This window comes from Prevotella marseillensis, from assembly GCF_900625065.1.
Lineage (GTDB): Bacteria > Bacteroidota > Bacteroidia > Bacteroidales > Bacteroidaceae > Prevotella > Prevotella rara.
Map to the genome: position 1 here is coordinate 160,421 of NZ_UYXY01000001.1, position 16,877 is coordinate 177,297.

At 49.6% G+C, this 16,877-nt stretch carries 11 protein-coding genes; 6 read left to right on the plus strand and 5 right to left on the minus strand.

The window, feature by feature from the left end; translation table 11 throughout:
* Positions 1–8: 8 nt before the first annotated feature.
* The gene (bcp, locus tag EJL04_RS00710) at positions 9–467 is read right to left on the minus strand and encodes a thioredoxin-dependent thiol peroxidase (protein WP_053397457.1); all 459 of its coding nucleotides are present in this window, start codon (positions 465–467) and stop codon (positions 9–11) included.
* A gap of 352 nt (positions 468–819) precedes the next feature.
* Between bcp and EJL04_RS00715 the strand changes: the two genes are divergently transcribed.
* The 6 genes from EJL04_RS00715 (at position 820) to EJL04_RS00740 (ending at position 13,674) form a co-directional block, all read left to right on the plus strand.
* Positions 820–1,626: an SGNH/GDSL hydrolase family protein gene (locus EJL04_RS00715; RefSeq protein ID WP_053397516.1), complete on the plus strand. Its 807-nt coding sequence runs from the start codon at positions 820–822 to the stop codon at positions 1,624–1,626.
* A 735-nt stretch (positions 1,627–2,361) separates the two neighbouring features.
* Positions 2,362–7,944 (plus strand): alpha-2-macroglobulin family protein, encoded by a 5,583-nt coding sequence (locus EJL04_RS00720; RefSeq protein ID WP_125103828.1) that lies wholly within the window; start codon positions 2,362–2,364, stop codon positions 7,942–7,944.
* 18 nt (positions 7,945–7,962) lie between these two features.
* A complete protein-coding gene (locus EJL04_RS00725) occupies positions 7,963–9,024 on the plus strand; it encodes a DUF1573 domain-containing protein (protein ID WP_021853900.1) in 1,062 nt (353 codons plus the stop codon).
* A 7-nt stretch (positions 9,025–9,031) separates the two neighbouring features.
* The gene (meaB, locus tag EJL04_RS00730) at positions 9,032–10,132 is read left to right on the plus strand and encodes a methylmalonyl Co-A mutase-associated GTPase MeaB (RefSeq protein ID WP_021853899.1); all 1,101 of its coding nucleotides are present in this window, start codon (positions 9,032–9,034) and stop codon (positions 10,130–10,132) included.
* A 322-nt stretch (positions 10,133–10,454) separates the two neighbouring features.
* Positions 10,455–11,312, plus strand: a complete 858-nt coding sequence (locus EJL04_RS00735) for a 4-hydroxy-3-methylbut-2-enyl diphosphate reductase (protein ID WP_125103829.1) — start codon at positions 10,455–10,457, stop codon at positions 11,310–11,312.
* 229 nt (positions 11,313–11,541) lie between these two features.
* Positions 11,542–13,674, plus strand: a complete 2,133-nt coding sequence (locus tag EJL04_RS00740) for a TonB-dependent receptor (protein ID WP_125103830.1) — start codon at positions 11,542–11,544, stop codon at positions 13,672–13,674.
* Positions 13,675–13,989: 315 nt separating this feature from the next.
* Here the strand turns inward: EJL04_RS00740 and EJL04_RS00745 are convergent, their stop codons facing one another.
* The 4 genes from EJL04_RS00745 to porQ form a co-directional block, all read right to left on the minus strand.
* The gene (locus EJL04_RS00745) at positions 13,990–14,322 is read right to left on the minus strand and encodes a nitrous oxide-stimulated promoter family protein (RefSeq protein ID WP_125103831.1); all 333 of its coding nucleotides are present in this window, start codon (positions 14,320–14,322) and stop codon (positions 13,990–13,992) included.
* Between the two features lie 127 nt (positions 14,323–14,449).
* A complete protein-coding gene (xpt, locus tag EJL04_RS00750) occupies positions 14,450–15,016 on the minus strand; it encodes a xanthine phosphoribosyltransferase (RefSeq protein ID WP_125103832.1) in 567 nt (188 codons plus the stop codon).
* 22 nt (positions 15,017–15,038) lie between these two features.
* Entirely contained in the window at positions 15,039–15,728 is a 690-nt protein-coding gene (gene cmk / locus EJL04_RS00755) for a (d)CMP kinase (protein WP_125103833.1), read from the minus strand.
* A gap of 71 nt (positions 15,729–15,799) precedes the next feature.
* On the minus strand, positions 15,800–16,747 hold the full coding sequence (porQ, locus tag EJL04_RS00760; RefSeq protein ID WP_021853892.1) for a type IX secretion system protein PorQ: 948 nt from the start codon (positions 16,745–16,747) through the stop codon (positions 15,800–15,802).
* Between the last annotated feature and the right edge of the window lie 130 nt (positions 16,748–16,877).

Here is a 16,877-nt window from a genome sequence, read left to right on the forward strand (position 1 = left end):
CTTTTATGTTATTTCTGTTCTCCGATAATCTGTTCGGCGTGGTTCTTCACCTTGATCTCCTTTGGCGAGATTATGCGCTCAATCACTCCGTTCTCGTCAATGATGAAGGTGGTGCGGAAGGTGCCCATGTAGGTGCGGCCGTACATCTTCTTCTCGCCCCACACGCCAAACTGCTCGACGAGAGTCTTCTCTGTGTCGGCAATGAGGTGGAACGGCAGTTCGTTCTTTGCTATGAACTTAAGATGCTGCTTGCCGTCGTCCACGCTTGCGCCAATCACCTCGTAGCCGAGCTCCTTCAGCTTTGTGTAGTTGTCGCGCAGGTTGCACGCCTCGGTGGTGCATCCCGACGTAAGGTCTTTAGGATAGAAATATAGCACCAGCTTGCGGCCTTTGAAGTCGCTGAGCCTTATCTCGTTGCCGTTTTCGTCGTGCCCGAGTATTTCGGGCGCCTTGTCTCCAATATTCATATCTCGCAGTGTTTAATTGTTTTGCTTTTATTGTGGCGGCTGACGCATCTGCGCTGTTGCCTGTTGCGCTGCAGAACGGCATCATGCCTGTGCGTGCAACCACATTGCAAATATACAATAAGAAAATGAGAAACTGCCTAAAATGAAAGGATAATATTTCTTAATACTTGTCAGCGCTGCTGCCTCAGATGTGGCGTGGCGGAGCTGTCCGTTGCCGTTATATGTGCCGTTTGGCTCTATTTGTCAGGATAAGTCTTGTCGTTACGAATAACTTTTGTTACCTTTACGGCCGATTAACAAACTAATTGAAATGAACAAATTTTTTTTATTGTCTCTTGCTTTTATGGCGTGCATGGCGCCAGAGGCTTCGTGTCAGACTGTATTGAACGACAACACTGCCGTTAAGAGCGGATATGTGCGCCATCCGTGGGCAGGCAAAAGGGTGGGGTATATCGGCGACTCGATTACCGACCCGAAGAACAACAGCAATGATATCAGGCAGAAATACTGGGCATATCTGCAGCAGTGGCTCGGCATAACGCCTTATGTCTACGGCATAAGCGGCCGCCAGTGGGACGACGTTCCGCGTCAGGCAGAGAAGCTCAGCAAGGAACATGGCAATGAGGTTGACGCCGTAGTGGTGTTCATGGGTACAAACGACTTCAACGCCGGAGTGCCCGTCGGTGAGTGGTATGTTGAAACTGAAGACACCGTTACTGCTGCCGTGCATGGCAAGAAGCAGGTGTATAAGCGCAAAAAACGTACTCCGGTGATGACCGGCGACACCTTTAAGGGCCGCATAAACATAGGCATAAGCAAGCTGAAGACGCTCTTCCCCGACAAGCAGATTGTGCTGCTGACACCCTTGCACAGGGCTTACGCCACATTCGGCGACACCAACATACAGCCCGACGAGAGCTGGCAGAACATCTGTGGAGAGTATTTCGACGCTTATGTTGAGGCTGTAAAGGAAGCCGGAAACGTGTGGGGCGTACCTGTGATTGACCTCAATTCGGTCAGCGGACTTAACCCGATGGTTGAGGCTCAGCTGCCTTATTTCCACGACAAGGCCACCGACCGCCTGCATCCTTCAACCGAAGGGCAGGAGCGCATGGCGGCAACGCTGATGTATCAGTTGCTTGCTCTTCCTGTCAAATAGCATCTTCTGCTGTGTCGGCATACCGTTGTTGTTATGCTGCCAGCAGTAAAATGATAAGTAAAAATATGTTAACGCAAGTGCTTTTGCGTTAACATATTTATCTCACTTTTTGCAATCTTACGGCCGAAATGCCGTTTCCGTATGAAAAACTCGCATTTTTTCGATTGTTTTAGTATGTTGCTGATAATCAGAGGTTTATGTCTGATTGTGATTTAAAAGTTCTTTTTCTGTATCCCGTAAATACTCCAGAAAGGCCATAAATCATTGCTTTTTGCACTTAAAACAACTGTTTTTTGTCATGCAAAAGGCAATGTTTTGCGCTCCAATATGCCGCATTTCGCATCCTGAAAGCATAGCTTTTGCATCCTGTTTACATGTTTCTTGCCTTGCAGAGGCTTCGTCTGCATGATAAAACGGCATATCTGCGCTGACGTTATTCCTATAATGCCGGCTTCCGGCGTGTTAAAATCTCGCTGCTTAAAACTTCTGTATTGGTAAATAAAGTTAATTTATCAGTGCCCAATGCGTAATCTTCGACAATAATCAGGTTTTAGTTTTTGAAAGTTAAACGGCAAAAAACATTAAATCGTTTTGTCAGCTACGATTAATTAGTTACCTTTGTAGAAATATAGGAAACATCGGCGGCAGACGCCGCAGCAGGGGCACAAAGCATGCATCATGCAGCCCTGCGGACGTTGATGCCGTGTTGTATTAAGAATAAAAACTTTGTTGATTATGAGAAAAACCGCTTTCCTTTTACTTACGGCTTTTATGCTGGTGCCGGCTGCAATGTTTGGCGACAGCTATTCGAAATTATGGAAACAGGTAGACGAGGCAGCCAATAAGGACCTGCCGAAGACACAGATACAACTGCTGCAGACCATTGCCGACAAGGCTGAGGCCGGCGGCGACTATGGCCATCTGCTTAAGGCAGAGACGTGCATGGCGTCGGTTTGGTATTCTATCTCGCCCGACTCGCTTCCTTCAAGGCTTGCCCGGCTTGAAGACAAGGCCGAAGCATGTAGCAAGTCAGACGGCGCTCTGTCGGCTGTCTATTATGCGGCGCTGGGCAAGATATACAGTTCTTACCGCAATTTTAGTCCGTATGCCGCTGTCGGAATAGACAATTCGGCCAAGGCAGCCGAGTTCTTCCGCAAGTCGCTGGCCGACCCTGCGTTGCTCGCATCAAAGAAGGCACTCTGCTATGAGCCGTTTGTCGTAAAGGGACGCGACGGCAAATACTTCAACGACGACCTTCTGAGTCTTATCGGATATACGGCAGAAGACTATGCCACGATGCATTCTTACTATGCAACTACGCAGAACCGCACAGCTACGTTGCTGACGGCTCTGGCTATGGTCAGGCAGAACAATCAGCGCAACGGCGGCATCTATTTCCGCGAATTAAAGAAGTCGCGCTATGCCGTGTCGCTCGATTCGCTCATAAACATCTATTCTGATCTCAATGCTTGTGGCGAAGTGGCCGTTGAACGCTATAATTTTATGCAGAACTGCAATGACGTTAACGCCGACGACCTGGTGGCTTACATCAATAACGCCGTTAACCGCTGGGGCGAATGGCCGCGTATGAACGTGCTGCGCAACGAACTTAAAAGGCTGACAAATCCGCAGTTTGTAATCAGTCTCACCAATAATGTTGTGTTGCCTTACAAGCGCAACGTCATAAAAATGAATCTGCGTAATGTCAGTGAGATTAAGGTTAAGGTGGCGCGTCTGGCCGTTGACGGCGACACAGAGCTTAATCCTTCGCAGGATGACGGATATAAGGAACTTCGCAAGAAGATTGTTCCGCTGACAGAGAACGTGCAGACGAAGCGCTATCCCGGTCAGCCTGAATACAAGATAATCAAAGACTCGATCGTGCTTGCCGGCATGCCGGTAGGCGTTTATATGGTTGAAGTTTCTTCAGACAATAAGAATCTTGAGCCGCAGAGGCGCCTGCTGTATGTAACAGACATGTTCGTGGTGCATCATCAGCTGCCCGGCAACAAGCTGCGCCTCGCAGCTCTTAGTGCCACAACCGGCCAGCCTATGCCCGGCGCAACCATCGTCGTGCAGACAAACGGCAAGAAGACGCATACTCTTACATGCAATGATAAGGGCGAAGCCGTGTTCAGTATGGGTGGCGACGGCATCAGAATGCTGCGCGCTTACACAGAGAGAGACAAGGCGGCGCCTATGCTTGGCACATGGAGCAGCTTCTCTTATTATGCCCAGAAGGGCGACCGCGACGTGCTGAACATCTTCACCGACCGTAAGATTTACCGTCCGGGACAGACTGTTCATGTGGCAGCCGTGGCATATAACACTCAGAAAGGCATGGAAAGCAAGGTCGTTGCAGGCAAGTCATTCAAGCTCACCATGAGAGACGCTAACTATAAGGTGGTGAGCGAGGCCACTGTAACCACCGACGAATATGGTACGGCCAGCACCGACTTTGCGCTGCCTTCGGGCGGACTTACGGGCCGCTACACCATACAGGGCGACTTCGGCATCAATGCTTCTGTAAACATCACGGTGGAAGAATACAAGCGTCCTACATTCCAGGTAGAGTTCCCCAAGATCAACCAGAGATATCAGAGTGGCGACACGCTTGTGGTTACGGCTCATGCAAAGACCTATGCCGGCGTGCCGGTTCAGGGCGCAAAGGTCAGCTACACGGTTAAGCGCAGCCAGTCGCTGTGGTGGCGCTATTATGCATCGGCTTACACTAACGGTTCCGGAACCGACGTGCTCGTAAAGGGCGAGGCCGTTACCGATGCTGACGGAGCTTTCAAGATAGAGATGCCTATGGTGCTCCCCGCATGGGCAGATACCGACGGCGGCATTGACGAACGCACGTTCAACAGCATTGCACGCTTCTATACAATAACCGCTGATGCCGAAGTTACCGACCAGGCAGGCGAGACTCGCAGCGGACAGCTGGCGCTGCCTTTGGGCAATAAGCCCGCCGCACTGAGCACCACTTTGCCCGGACGCATACTCCGCGACAGTCTGAAGACAATAAAGTTTGTATACAAGAATATGGCCGGTGTTGACATCGACGACAACGTGAGATATTACATCGACGGCTCGTTCAATGCCTTCAAGGCAAGAACCAACCGCGACGAGAGCATCACATGGAACACGGCGTCGCAGCTAAAGTCGGGCCGTCACAAACTCGTGGCTATCTGCGGCACAGACACGCTGAAGCAGGATTTCGTCGTGTTCAGCCTCGACGACACTAAGCCTTGCGTTGAAACACACGACTGGTTCTATCTTTCAGACACCAAGTTCCCGTCAGACGGCAGTCCGGTTTATCTGCAGGTAGGCTCGTCTGATGCCGACACACATATCCTTTACACCGTCATTTCGGGCGATAAGGTAATTGCCGACGGCGCAACAGACCTTAGCAACCAGCTGTCAACACGCGCTCTGACATATAAGGAAGAGTATGGCGACGGCCTGAAGATAAACCTCGTATGGGTGAAGGACGGCAAGGACTATAATCATAGCGTGTATATCACACGTCCTGTTCCCGACAGACGACTGATGCTGAAGTGGACCACTTTCCGCGACAGACTTACTCCGGGACAGAGCGAAGAGTGGACGCTCAACATAACAAGACCCGACGGCACTGCTGCCAAGGCACAGCTCATGGTTACGCTTTATGACAGCTCGCTCAACCAGATAACTCCGTTCAGCTGGTGGTTCTACAATGACATGGCCATCAGTGAGCCTTACACTCAGTGGCGTTCTGTATATCAGAATGGTCTGCACTTCTCAAGTGCGGCCGACATCAAGCTGCTCGATGTGGACGACTTCGATATGAACAGGTTTGACATTGATAATTTCTTCGTGTCGAATATAATGTTGAGAGGCTATGGGGTTAATGGAGGTCTGAGACTAAGTCTTGCTGGCAGCGCAGTTAAGAAGCAGGCAGTGGCTTCCGATTCAGCCATGTCGGCCGGCGAGAGCGAATCTGCTTCGGTTAAGAGCAAGGAAGAGCTTGCAGAGCCTCCTGTAACAGCCGACAACGGTTCTGCTCAGGGCCGTTCTGCCGACAACGTTCAGTTGCGCGAGAACCTTAATGAGACGGCGTTCTTCTATCCCGCACTTCAGTCAGACGACAAAGGCAACGTGAGCGTTAAGTTTACTCTGCCCGAAAGCATAACAACATGGACGTTTATGGGACTTGCTCACGACAAGGACGTAAACTTCGGACTTATCGAGAGTGAAACCGTTGCGCGCAAGACCGTTATGGTGCAGCCCAACATGCCGCGCTTTGTACGTGTAGGCGACCGTGCTTCGATAGCAGCAAGAATATTCAACACTTCAGAGAAGAGTGCAGAGGGTACGGCTGTTATGCAGCTCGTAGATCCTGAGACAGACAAAACGGTGTTTGAGCAGAAAAAATCGTTCAAGGTTGCTGCCGGACAGACAACAGCCGTATCGTTCGAATATTGCCCTGACGCCAACAGTTCAATGCTTGTGTGCAAGATATTTGCAAACGGACGCAACTTTAGCGACGGCGAGCAGCACTATCTTCCGGTACTGGCAGACGAGGAACTTGTAACCAATACGGTGCCGTTCACACAGACGCAGCCCGGCCAGAAGACGATAGACCTTGGCAATCTGTTCGCTAAGGGCGGCAGAAACAACAAACTGACGGTTGAATACACCAACAATCCTGCATGGCTCGTGCTTCAGGCTTTGCCTTACATAGGCACCGCCAGCGACAACAACGCCATAAGTCTTGCCACGGCATATTATGCCAGCAGCATAAGCAACTACATACTGAAGAACGCTCCGCAGGCTAAGACAACGTTCGAACAGTGGAAGCGTGAGGCAGAACAGACAAGTCTGTTGAGCAGTCTGGAGAAGAATCAGGAACTTAAGGACATCGTGCTCAACGAGACGCCTTGGGTGGCAGATGCCGACAATGAGGCTGAGCAGAAACGTCTCCTTGCCAACTATTTCGACAGCTCTTCGCTCAACAACAACATTAGCTTGATGCTCGGCAAACTGCAAAAGCTGCAGAATCAGGCCGACGGCTCTTGGTCGTGGTGGCAGGGAATGCCTTACGGCTCGCCGTCGCTGACGGCAAGCATTGCTGAGCTGCTTACCCGTCTGAACACAATGATAGGCGTTCAGAACGAGACAAAAGGCATGCTCGACAAGGCAATGACTTATCTCGGACGCGTCGTTGTGGATGAAGTTGAGAAGATAAAGGAGGCCGAAAAGAAAGGCAACGCATACGGAATACGCGACTACTCGGCACTGCAGTATCTGTATATCTGCGCCCTTGGCGACAGACAACTTACGTCGGCAGAACGTTCTGCGGCAGACTATCTGCTCGGATATCTTAAGACAAAGAACACTTCACTTAACCTTTACGGCAAGGCTCTCATGGCTGTTGTATTGTCAAAGAACGGCGAGAGCAAGCTCGCAGGTGAATACCTGAAGAGTCTTGAGGAATATTCGGTTAAGACAGAGACTATGGGCCGCTACTACGACTCGCCGCGCGCAGGTTACAACTGGTTCGATTACCGCATACCTACACAGGTTGCAGCAATAGAGGCGATGAAGCTTGTTGACGCCAATGGCTATTCGGCAGAAATCGACGAGATGAGACAATGGCTGCTGCAGCAGAAGAGAGTGCAGGGCTGGAACACACCGGTCAACAGCGCAAATGCCGTTTATGCATTCTTAAGCGACAACATGTCGGTGCTGAACAAGGGCGAGAAGGCAGAGATAACGCTCGACGGCAAGAAACTCGACATGTCGCCTGCCACCGCAGGTCTGGGTTACGTCAAGTCGGCAACAAGCGTTGCCAACCCTGGCAAGCTGACCGTAAGCAAGACATCTGAAGGCACATCATGGGGCGCCGTTTATGCCCAGTCAGTATGCAAGGTTTCTGATATAGACGCCGCTTCATCGGGCTTCAAGGTTACAAGAGAAATACTTTCTGCCGACGGCACTACGCCCGCAAGTCTGAAAGTAGGCTCACGCATCAAGGTGCGCATAACCATAGTAGCCGACCGCGATTACGACTTTGTTCAGGTGAGCGACAAGCGTGCCGCCTGCATGGAGCCGCTCAGACAGCTCAGCGGATACGCCGGCGGATATTACTGCACGCCGAAAGACAACGTTACGAACTATTATTTCGACCGTTTCAGCAAGGGAACGCATGTTATAGAGACAGAATATTATGTTGACCGTGAAGGCACTTACGAGACAGGTACATGCACCGTGCAGTGTGCTTACTCGCCTGAATATTCAGGACGTGCAGTGTCTAAGGTTATTGTTATTGAATGATTGAAAGAGAATTGAATTATGAAAAGAAAAATAATACTGACAGCCCTGGTTGCCGCCTTTGCCTTCGACATGGCGGCACAGCGCATATCTGCCAAGCATGAGGTTATCGACTGCGGAAGCGTTCTTTATGAACAGCCCGTCACGGCGAAGTTTGAATTGCGCAACAAGGGCAACGAACTGATAATCGACACAGTTAGGACGAGTTGCGGATGTGCCATTGCGAGCTATCCGCGCGGCAGCATCATGAAGGGCGACAACTTTACGGTTGAGGTTACTTATGATGCACGTCAGCTCGGACATTTTGAAAAGGAAGTAGCCGTTTACAGCAATGCTTCCGACAAGCCCTTCTATCTGAAGATGAAGGGAGTGGTGGTTGACAAGCTTATCGACTTCACCGGAAAGTATGACTACACTATCGGCAGCGTGAGGACAGACAACAACAACATCGAGTTTGATGATGTCAACGTGGGCGACATGCCTATACAGAAGATACACATCATCAACAGCGGCTCAGAGAGTGTCAGTCCGGTTGTTATGCACCTGCCTGATTACCTTACGGCGTCAGTGTCGCCTACAACCATTGCTCCTGGACACACCGGCGTGGCAACGATAACCCTCAACTCGCTGAAGCTGCGTGATTACGGACTTACGCAGTCGTCGGTATATCTCGGAATGTATCCCGGCGACAAGGTCAGCGCCGACAAGGAAATATCGGTTTCGGCCGTTCTGCTCCCCGGATTTAGAAACATGTCGGAGACACAGAAGCACAATGCGCCGGTGATAAAGCTGTCGTCAGAGACTCTCGACCTCGGCACGTTCGGCGACAAGGACGACAAGAGCGGAACGATAATCATTGAAAATAACGGAAAGAGCAGGCTCGACATACGTTCAATGCAGATGTTCACAACAGGTCTGAAGGTGAAGCTGAACAAGTCGAAGCTGCGTCCGGGCGAATCGGCAAAACTGAAGATCACGGCTTACAAGAAGCAGCTGAAGAGCGCAAGGAGCAAGCCGCGTGTGCTGATGATAACCAACGACCCGGCAAAACCAAAGGTTGTTATACATGTAAAAGTGAAATAATATTGTTATGGAACATCCAGAAAACAGCAGTGAGTATAAGGGGCTTACGGTTAATTCCGGAGTAGAGCAGCCTTCAACAGTGAATCCCTATCTTAACCGCGCACGCTACAGGCGCCGTGAGTATACAGTGGGCGAGATGGTGGAAGGCATCCTTAAAGGCAACGTTACGGTGCTAAGCCAGGCCGTTACGCTGATAGAGAGTGTTAATCCCGACCACCAGCAGAAGGCTCAGGAGGTTATCGAGAAGTGCCTGCCCTACAGCGGCAAGTCGCTGCGCATAGGCATCAGCGGTGTGCCGGGTGCCGGAAAGAGTACCTCTATCGACCAGTTTGGCGTGCATGTGCTCGACCGTTTTGGCGGCAAGCTGGCCGTCCTGGCCATCGACCCCAGTTCTGAACGCTCCAAGGGAAGTATTCTTGGCGACAAGACCCGTATGGAAAAACTCTCTTTGCGTGAAGAAGCCTTCATACGTCCCAGTCCTACGGCAGGTTCGCTGGGAGGCGTGGCGCGCAAGACCCGCGAGACAATCATACTGTGTGAGGCTGCCGGATACGACAAGATATTTGTCGAGACGGTGGGCGTAGGGCAGAGCGAGACGGCATGTCACTCTATGGTTGACTTCTTCCTGCTCATTCAGCTGGCCGGCACGGGCGACGAGCTTCAGGGTATAAAGCGAGGCATCATGGAGATAGCCGACGGCATAGTTATCAACAAGTGCGACGGCAACAACGTGGACAAGTGCCACATTGCCGCCACCAACTTCCGCAACGCCCTGCATTTCTTCCCGCCATCAGACAGCGGCTGGCAGCCCAAGGTGCTCTGCTACAGCGGCTTCTACGGCACAGGCGTAAAGGAAGTGTGGGACATGGTTTATCAGTATGTCGACTTTGTTAAGCACAACGGCTACTTCAATTACCGCCGTAACGAGCAGAGCAAATATTGGATGTATGAAACCATAAACGAGCATCTGCGCGGCAGCTTCTATAACAATCCGCTCATACAGCAGAAACTGAAGGCGTCAGAAGACTCGGTGCTGGCTGGAACAAAGACTAGCTTCGTGGCAGCAAAAGAACTGCTCGACACATATTTCGGCACAGAAAGACCGTAAGGCTTATGCCGCGACAGGCAAATATAGAGCTATAGGAATATATTATTACGGTCAGAATGCCTGTTTGTTTTTATTCATGACCGGCTCAGTCCGGTCATGAATTATCCCAAATCGTTATTATGATTAGGCTCTGATTTTTGCTTTATATTGAGCTGATCTACGTTAATTTTTTTGCTGGTATAGTTGACTATTCAAGAAAAATCTAACGGAAATCTGCCGATAGAAACAAAAAGACGGGCTGAAAGCATGAATGCACAAGACAGATAATACTATGTGCGGTCTAATGACGGTTTGGGATTGTTTTATAAGAAACATCAAGAAGATGGTACAGATAGAAATCGATGACGGCAGCGGATTCTGCTTCGGGGTTACCACTGCCATAAGAAAGGCCGAAGAAGAGCTTGCGGCCGGAAAAACATTATACTGCCTGGGCGACATTGTGCACAACGGAATGGAGTGTGAACGCCTGCGCAGCATGGGACTTATAACTATTAACCACGACGAGCTGAAGGCTCTTCATGACGTGAAGGTGCTGCTGCGTGCCCACGGCGAACCGCCCGAGACTTACGAGATAGCGCGCCGCAACAACATAGAGATAATAGACGCCACATGCCCAGTGGTGCTGCAGCTGCAGCGGCGCATCAAGCGCGAATACGATTCTAATCCGGATGCGCAGATCGTAATATTTGGCAAGCCGGGCCACGCCGAGGTGCTCGGACTTGTAGGACAGACCAACAGCAAGGCTATCGTCATAGCCGGAATAGACGATGCCAAGGCGCTCGACTTCAAGCGCGACATATATCTATATTCGCAGACAACGAAGTCGCTCGACGAGTTTCACCGCATAATCGACTATATCCAGGAGCACATCTCGCCTGAAGCTACGTTCAGGAGCTTCGACACGATATGCCGTCAGGTGGCCAACCGCATGCCAAACATCAGTTCGTTTGCCAAGCGCCACGACCTCATTCTCTTTGTCTGCGGCCGCAAGAGCAGCAACGGCAAGGTGCTCTTCAACGAGTGCAGGAGCGTCAATCCCAACAGTCATCTTATTGAAGGCCCCGACGAGATTAAGCGCGAATGGATTGAAGGCATCGACACGATAGGCATTTGCGGAGCCACGAGTACGCCCAAATGGCTAATGGAGAGGTGCCGCGACAGAATAATTAACGGCATTTAGCAGTGCCGGTAAATACGGAAATGCCCGGCAGTCGTCATTCTGTTTATCATAATGGCGGCTGAAACAGAATATATTTTTGTTAAAAACTCATCACTCGTCACATTCTGTTTCAATACGTTGAATGTCAGAATGTTACAATGTGATGAGTTGATGCTGCAACTCATCACATTCTGCTTTCATCCAGGTTGAGCAGGTTTAATGGAAATAAAAACAATATATGAATATAAATATGAAAGATTTTGTAAAAAATGATATTGCATATTTACCGGGAGCATTTTTGTCATTATGGCTAGTATGCACATTTCCTGTAAAAATGACGGCTCAAACTTCAGACAGCATACGCACAAAAGAAATTGACGAAGTGGTGGTCAAGGCCAAGATGCAGCACACCAATGCCATGTCGTCAACATACATTCCGACGATGAAGCAGAGACAGTCAGCGCAAAATGCGATAGACCTTCTACAACAGCTCGCCCTGCCTCAGATCAACATTAATCTGATGGACAATGCCGTAACTACCACAAGCGGGCAGAGTGTGGCTATATATATCAACTATATTCCTGCGTCGGCCGAAGAGATGGAAGGCATCTTGACTTCAGATGTACGCCGAGTTGAATATCTTGACTTTCCCGCAGATCCGCGTTTTCAGGGAAGTGAGCATGTCGTTAATTTCATAGTGCAGAAATATGAATACGGAGGTTATACCAAGGCCACTCTGAATGAAAATTTCCTTACCGGCAGACTTTCAAACCGGGCTTCGGTATATTCAAAGTTTGTGTATAAACGCATGACATACGATTTATATGCCGGTACCTCCAATCACGACATTAATCATTACGGCAATTCTGTTGAGGGTATTTACAGTATTGAGGATGAAAATGGTCAGGCTTTTCAGACAACAAGAAACGAGGCGTTGGACTATTCACGTTTCAAGTATAACCAGTATCCTGTTTCTTTCCGTGCTGTTTACGATACCGACAAAATGCAGATAGCCAACACCATAGGTTTTAATTTTGACCAGTCGGCGATGGCCCGGACCGGCGGAACATTGTCGTTTGTTCCTCAGAATAATGCAGACTATTCTTATTTGAAGAACGAACCCTACGTGAGCCGTTATTTCGTATGGTCGGGAAATTATTATTTTATCCTGCCACACAACTTTCATGTCAGCGTGTCTCCCGGCATAAATTACGGCCATACCAATTATTCATACAACTATCAGACCTCGTTGCCGGGCAGTGAGGCCATAGCGAACAATTCAAAAGAAGACGTATGGCAGTTTCGCGGCAGTGCAACGCTTTTCAAGAAATTTACCGACAGCCATACGGCTTTCTTCCGCGCCTGGTTTGGCTCCACGTCCAATCAGGTAAGCTATTTCGGCACATCTCCTTATGACAATGATTTTTCTGATACCTATTCAGGTGCTGCCATCGGCTATAAGTTTCTGAATAAGGTGTGGAATATAAGTGCTGACGCAGCCTTTCAGTGGGAAAGGAATAAAATAAACGACCTTTCGGTTGCTGAAATTTATCCGTTAATCAATCTGTCAGTAGGATTCTCTCCCTCGCGTAAACACTCGTTCCGCACATATTTTCATTTCGGTGCAAACTATCCGGGCGCAAGTGAAAAGACACCTAATGTGCTTCAGCAAAACGAGCTGATGTATTATACTGGAAATCCCAATCTCGGACTTTCTAGGCAGGTTACATTCAATCTGTCGTACAACTGGATGCCGGTCAATGCTTTTTCGGCTTCGGCGTTTGTGCAGTATTTCGGCGAGTTCAATCTTTATGTACCTGTTTATAAGCCATATAATGGCGGCACGGCCCTGCTGAGAACCTTTGAGACAGATTGCAACTATAACCGTACACAGATAGGCATGTCGTTTAATTATAAACTGCTTAACGGCAACCTTCAGTTGGCTGCCTCTCCTTCTGTGTCGTTATATCGCATGTCAGGACTATTCGACATCAGGCGTTCGCCGTTTTATTGCAGTGCCTCTGCAACATATTATCTTGGCAACTTCTATTTTCAGGCATCTTATCAGACAAAGAACCTCACTGTGCAGGGAAACCGGGGCGTGATATACGAAGACCGTGATTTTTATCAAATGCTTGCCGGATGGAGCCGTTCGGGTTGGAATATACGCGTCAGTGCGATGAATATGTTTCGCAACGACTGGCTGTGCTCAACCAGCAAACTGGCGACTCCTCTTTATTCAGAGACGCAGTTCGTTAATGGCAACAATTTTCACCGGCGTCTAAACCTGTCTGTTACATATACGTTTGGATATGGCAAGAAGGTAAACCGTGGAAATGAGGTGGGCGAGCAATATGGAGCAGCATCTGCTATCATGAAATAATGTGCATACATTGTGAAGATGGAGCTATCCGTAGGTAAATCTGCTCGCATATATGTTACAAGCACAAATTTTACGTGAAATTATAGCCGTGTGATGAGTTTAAACCGCAACTCATCACGCCTTAATATGTTGTCTTTCAGGAAGTTAAGACCTGATGTGACGAGTGATGAGTTTCTGATAAAATTATTTTTAGTTTGATCTTTCGCAATATCCTTTTGCAAAAGGTATCCTTTTATGCTGCAAAAGGACACATATTGCATTGTAAAAGATGCCCTTTTGCACCGCAATATGTGGCATATTATATTTAGGTATAAGTTACTTGCCCTTACGCTTCATTTTCAGTGCAATCTCCCTTGCCATGTGCTTTATGGCGTCTGCCGGATAATATAAGAGCATGCGCGGACCGGCATAGCGCATCACTTGGCGTATATGCTCGCGCTTTTCGGGCTTGTAGCAGTGCACCTTGCACAGGCGGCATGTCGGCTTGTTGTCCTGAAACGGACAACGGGCAAGGCGCGACGAGGCATATTCAAGCAGTTCGCGGCATTGAGGACACAGCTCCCTGTTGCCCTCCTTATGGCGGCAATACAGGCGTATCATCAGTTCCACGGTGTGCAGCTCGTGGGCTGTTCGAGGGGTGAGTGGCATTGTTGGGGGATGGGGATTATGGGAGTAGTGGGAGTGATTGTAGTAATGGGACAAATGGAATAATTATGGCGGCGGCACAACTGTGAGCCGCCGCCATGATGCTTCTATGTATATTTCTTTTTTGGTGTTATCTTATCTTTATCTCGCAGTTGTCAAGGCTGTCAATTATTGCCAGCGACTCAACTCTCACGCCGGCGTTGCGCAGATATTCGCCGCCGTGCTGAAAGGCTTTTTCTATGATGAAACCCATGCCTGCAAGCGTGGCTCCGGCTTGGTTTACGAGGTCTATTATGCCTTTGGCAGCATTGCCGTTGGCCAGAAAGTCGTCAATGAACAATACGTGGTCGCCTTTGCGCAGAAAGTCCTTGCTCACGCAGATGTCATAGTTGCGGTTCTTGGTGAACGAGTAGACCGTCGTGGTGAGCATGTTTTCCATCGTTACCGGCTTTTTCTTCTTGGCAAACACCACCGGCAGCTCAAGCAGATAGCCCGTCATTATGGCCGGAGCTATGCCGCTGGCTTCAATGGTTATAATCTTGTTGATGTCGGTAGAGGCAAACCTTCTGACAAACTCCACTGCTATAGACTTCATCAGGATAGGGTCCATCTGATGGTTGATAAAGCTGTCAACCTTCAGGATGCCGCCCTCAAAACATTTTCCGTCGCGCATTATGCGCTCTTTCAGTTGCTTCATGTCCCCTTGCTGTAGTTATTTGTCAGGCTGTTGCCTCGTTAAACTTCTGCATCAGCCATGCCTTCTGTTCGGCTATGGTCATGTTGCTGTTGTCCAGCTCTATGGCGTCGTCGGCCTTGCGCAGCGGCGACACCTCGCGGTGAGAGTCGATATAGTCGCGCTCCTTGACGTTCTTCAGTATGTCGTCAAAGTTGGCCGGCATGCCTTTGGCCTTCAGTTCGTCGTAGCGTCTCTGCGCCCTCACTTCGGCCGATGCCGTTACGAATATCTTGAGTTCGGCGTCGGGGAATACCACGGTGCCTATGTCTCTTCCGTCCATTATTATGCCTTTCTCCTTGCCCATGGCCTGCTGCCGGGCAACGAGGGCCTCTCTTACAAACGGCAGTGCGGCTATAGGGCTTACGCGGGCAGATACCTCCATTGTGCGTATGTCTTTCTCAACAAGTTCGCCGTTGAGGTAAGTGTCCGGCCGGCCGGTCTCGCTGTTCAGCCTGAACGAAATGTTTATCTCGCCCATCTTCTGTTCGAGTTCGCCGGTGTTGATGCTCCCGTCGGCGTTAAACAGGCCGTTGCGCATGGCATAGAGCGTGACAGAGCGGTACATCGCGCCCGTGTCGACATAGATATATCCCACCTCACGTGCCAGGTCTTTGGCCATAGTGCTTTTGCCGCATGACGAATAACCGTCGATGGCTATTGTTATTTTCTTCATGTCTTGTTTATTTTGTTCTTGATATTTTTTCTTTTATTGATGTCTGCCGCATGCAGCCTCTGTGCGGCCCTTTACAGCGAATAGCTGACGTTTACGAGCAGCGAGTTTGACGACACGTGATATTTGCCGTAGCCCAGCTGCAGCTTGAAGCGCTCGAGCTGCAGGCCCGCTCCGAACGACCATCCCGCTCCGTGGCTGCTCTCGTCGTCGGTGCCGCTGCCTATCGTCATCTCGTCGGCACGCCTGAAGTTATATCCGGCAGCCAGGTATATCTGCTGCGACAGGATGATGTCGGCGCCAATCACGAGGTGATTTATCAGTCCATAGTCCCAGTCGGTAAGTCCAACCAGCGTTGCCGACAGCCTGAACGGCAGCGACGCAAACCTTTTGCTAACTCCTGCCTGCAGGTCGAACGGCATTTTCTCGTACTCCTCGTCATAGGCCTTTATCTGTCCGCCCAGGTTCTTTGCCACGAGCGACACCGACCATTCGCGGTCTGGGTCATAATAGTTGAGTCCGAGGTCTATGCCCACGGCCAGCGAACTGTAGTCGCCGATGTAAGAATTTATGAACTTAGCCGTTATGCCGCCCACCAGTTTGTCGGTCAGTATATAGCTGAACACTCCGCTTATGGCAATGTCCTTGGCCGAAAACTCGCCTTTTATGACGTTGTTCTCGTCAGTCTCCTTCATCTTTCCGTAGTCCATATACTGAGCCATGACGGCCACGGAGGCCTTGTCCTTTATGATGCGGTTGAACGATGCACTGGCTGTGGTTGCACCCGCCATGTAGGTCATGAAGTTGAGGTTAATGCTTTTGTCGCTCACCGATGCAAGCAGTGCAGGGTTGCTGAACATCAGCGAAGGGTCGTCTTCTATTATGGTGATGTTTTCGCCGCCGAGAGCTGCAGCGTGGGCACTTACCGGAATACGCAGAAAGTTGTATCCGGTCTGGCTGTCCTGCGCGCCGGCAGTAACGGCAAAAAGCGTCAGCAAAAACAAAAAAACGGTTTTTTTCATCGATTTCTGTTATTTTTACGGCAAAGATACACCTTTTTTCAAATATCTACGTTACTTTTGTAGAGTGAAAATAAGGTGTCATGCACATTTGTTCTTGATAATAACGCCAAAAAAGTCAGATTAGTATGTG

What these genes read in the sequence shown, in the direction of transcription:
- meaB (WP_021853899.1), top strand. Translation starts at nt 9,032, where the DNA reads ATGGAACATCCAGAAAACAGCAGTGAGTATAAGGGGCTTACGGTTAAT.
- EJL04_RS00740 (WP_125103830.1), top strand. Translation starts at nt 11,542, where the DNA reads ATGAAAGATTTTGTAAAAAATGATATTGCATATTTACCGGGAGCATTT.
- EJL04_RS00745 (WP_125103831.1), bottom strand. Translation starts at nt 14,322, where the DNA reads ATGCCACTCACCCCTCGAACAGCCCACGAGCTGCACACCGTGGAACTG.
- EJL04_RS00715 (WP_053397516.1), top strand. Translation starts at nt 820, where the DNA reads ATGGCGCCAGAGGCTTCGTGTCAGACTGTATTGAACGACAACACTGCC.
- xpt (WP_125103832.1), bottom strand. Translation starts at nt 15,016, where the DNA reads ATGAAGCAACTGAAAGAGCGCATAATGCGCGACGGAAAATGTTTTGAG.
- cmk (WP_125103833.1), bottom strand. Translation starts at nt 15,728, where the DNA reads ATGAAGAAAATAACAATAGCCATCGACGGTTATTCGTCATGCGGCAAA.
- EJL04_RS00725 (WP_021853900.1), top strand. Translation starts at nt 7,963, where the DNA reads ATGAAAAGAAAAATAATACTGACAGCCCTGGTTGCCGCCTTTGCCTTC.
- EJL04_RS00735 (WP_125103829.1), top strand. Translation starts at nt 10,455, where the DNA reads ATGGTACAGATAGAAATCGATGACGGCAGCGGATTCTGCTTCGGGGTT.
- bcp (WP_053397457.1), bottom strand. Translation starts at nt 467, where the DNA reads ATGAATATTGGAGACAAGGCGCCCGAAATACTCGGGCACGACGAAAAC.
- EJL04_RS00720 (WP_125103828.1), top strand. Translation starts at nt 2,362, where the DNA reads ATGAGAAAAACCGCTTTCCTTTTACTTACGGCTTTTATGCTGGTGCCG.
- porQ (WP_021853892.1), bottom strand. Translation starts at nt 16,747, where the DNA reads ATGAAAAAAACCGTTTTTTTGTTTTTGCTGACGCTTTTTGCCGTTACT.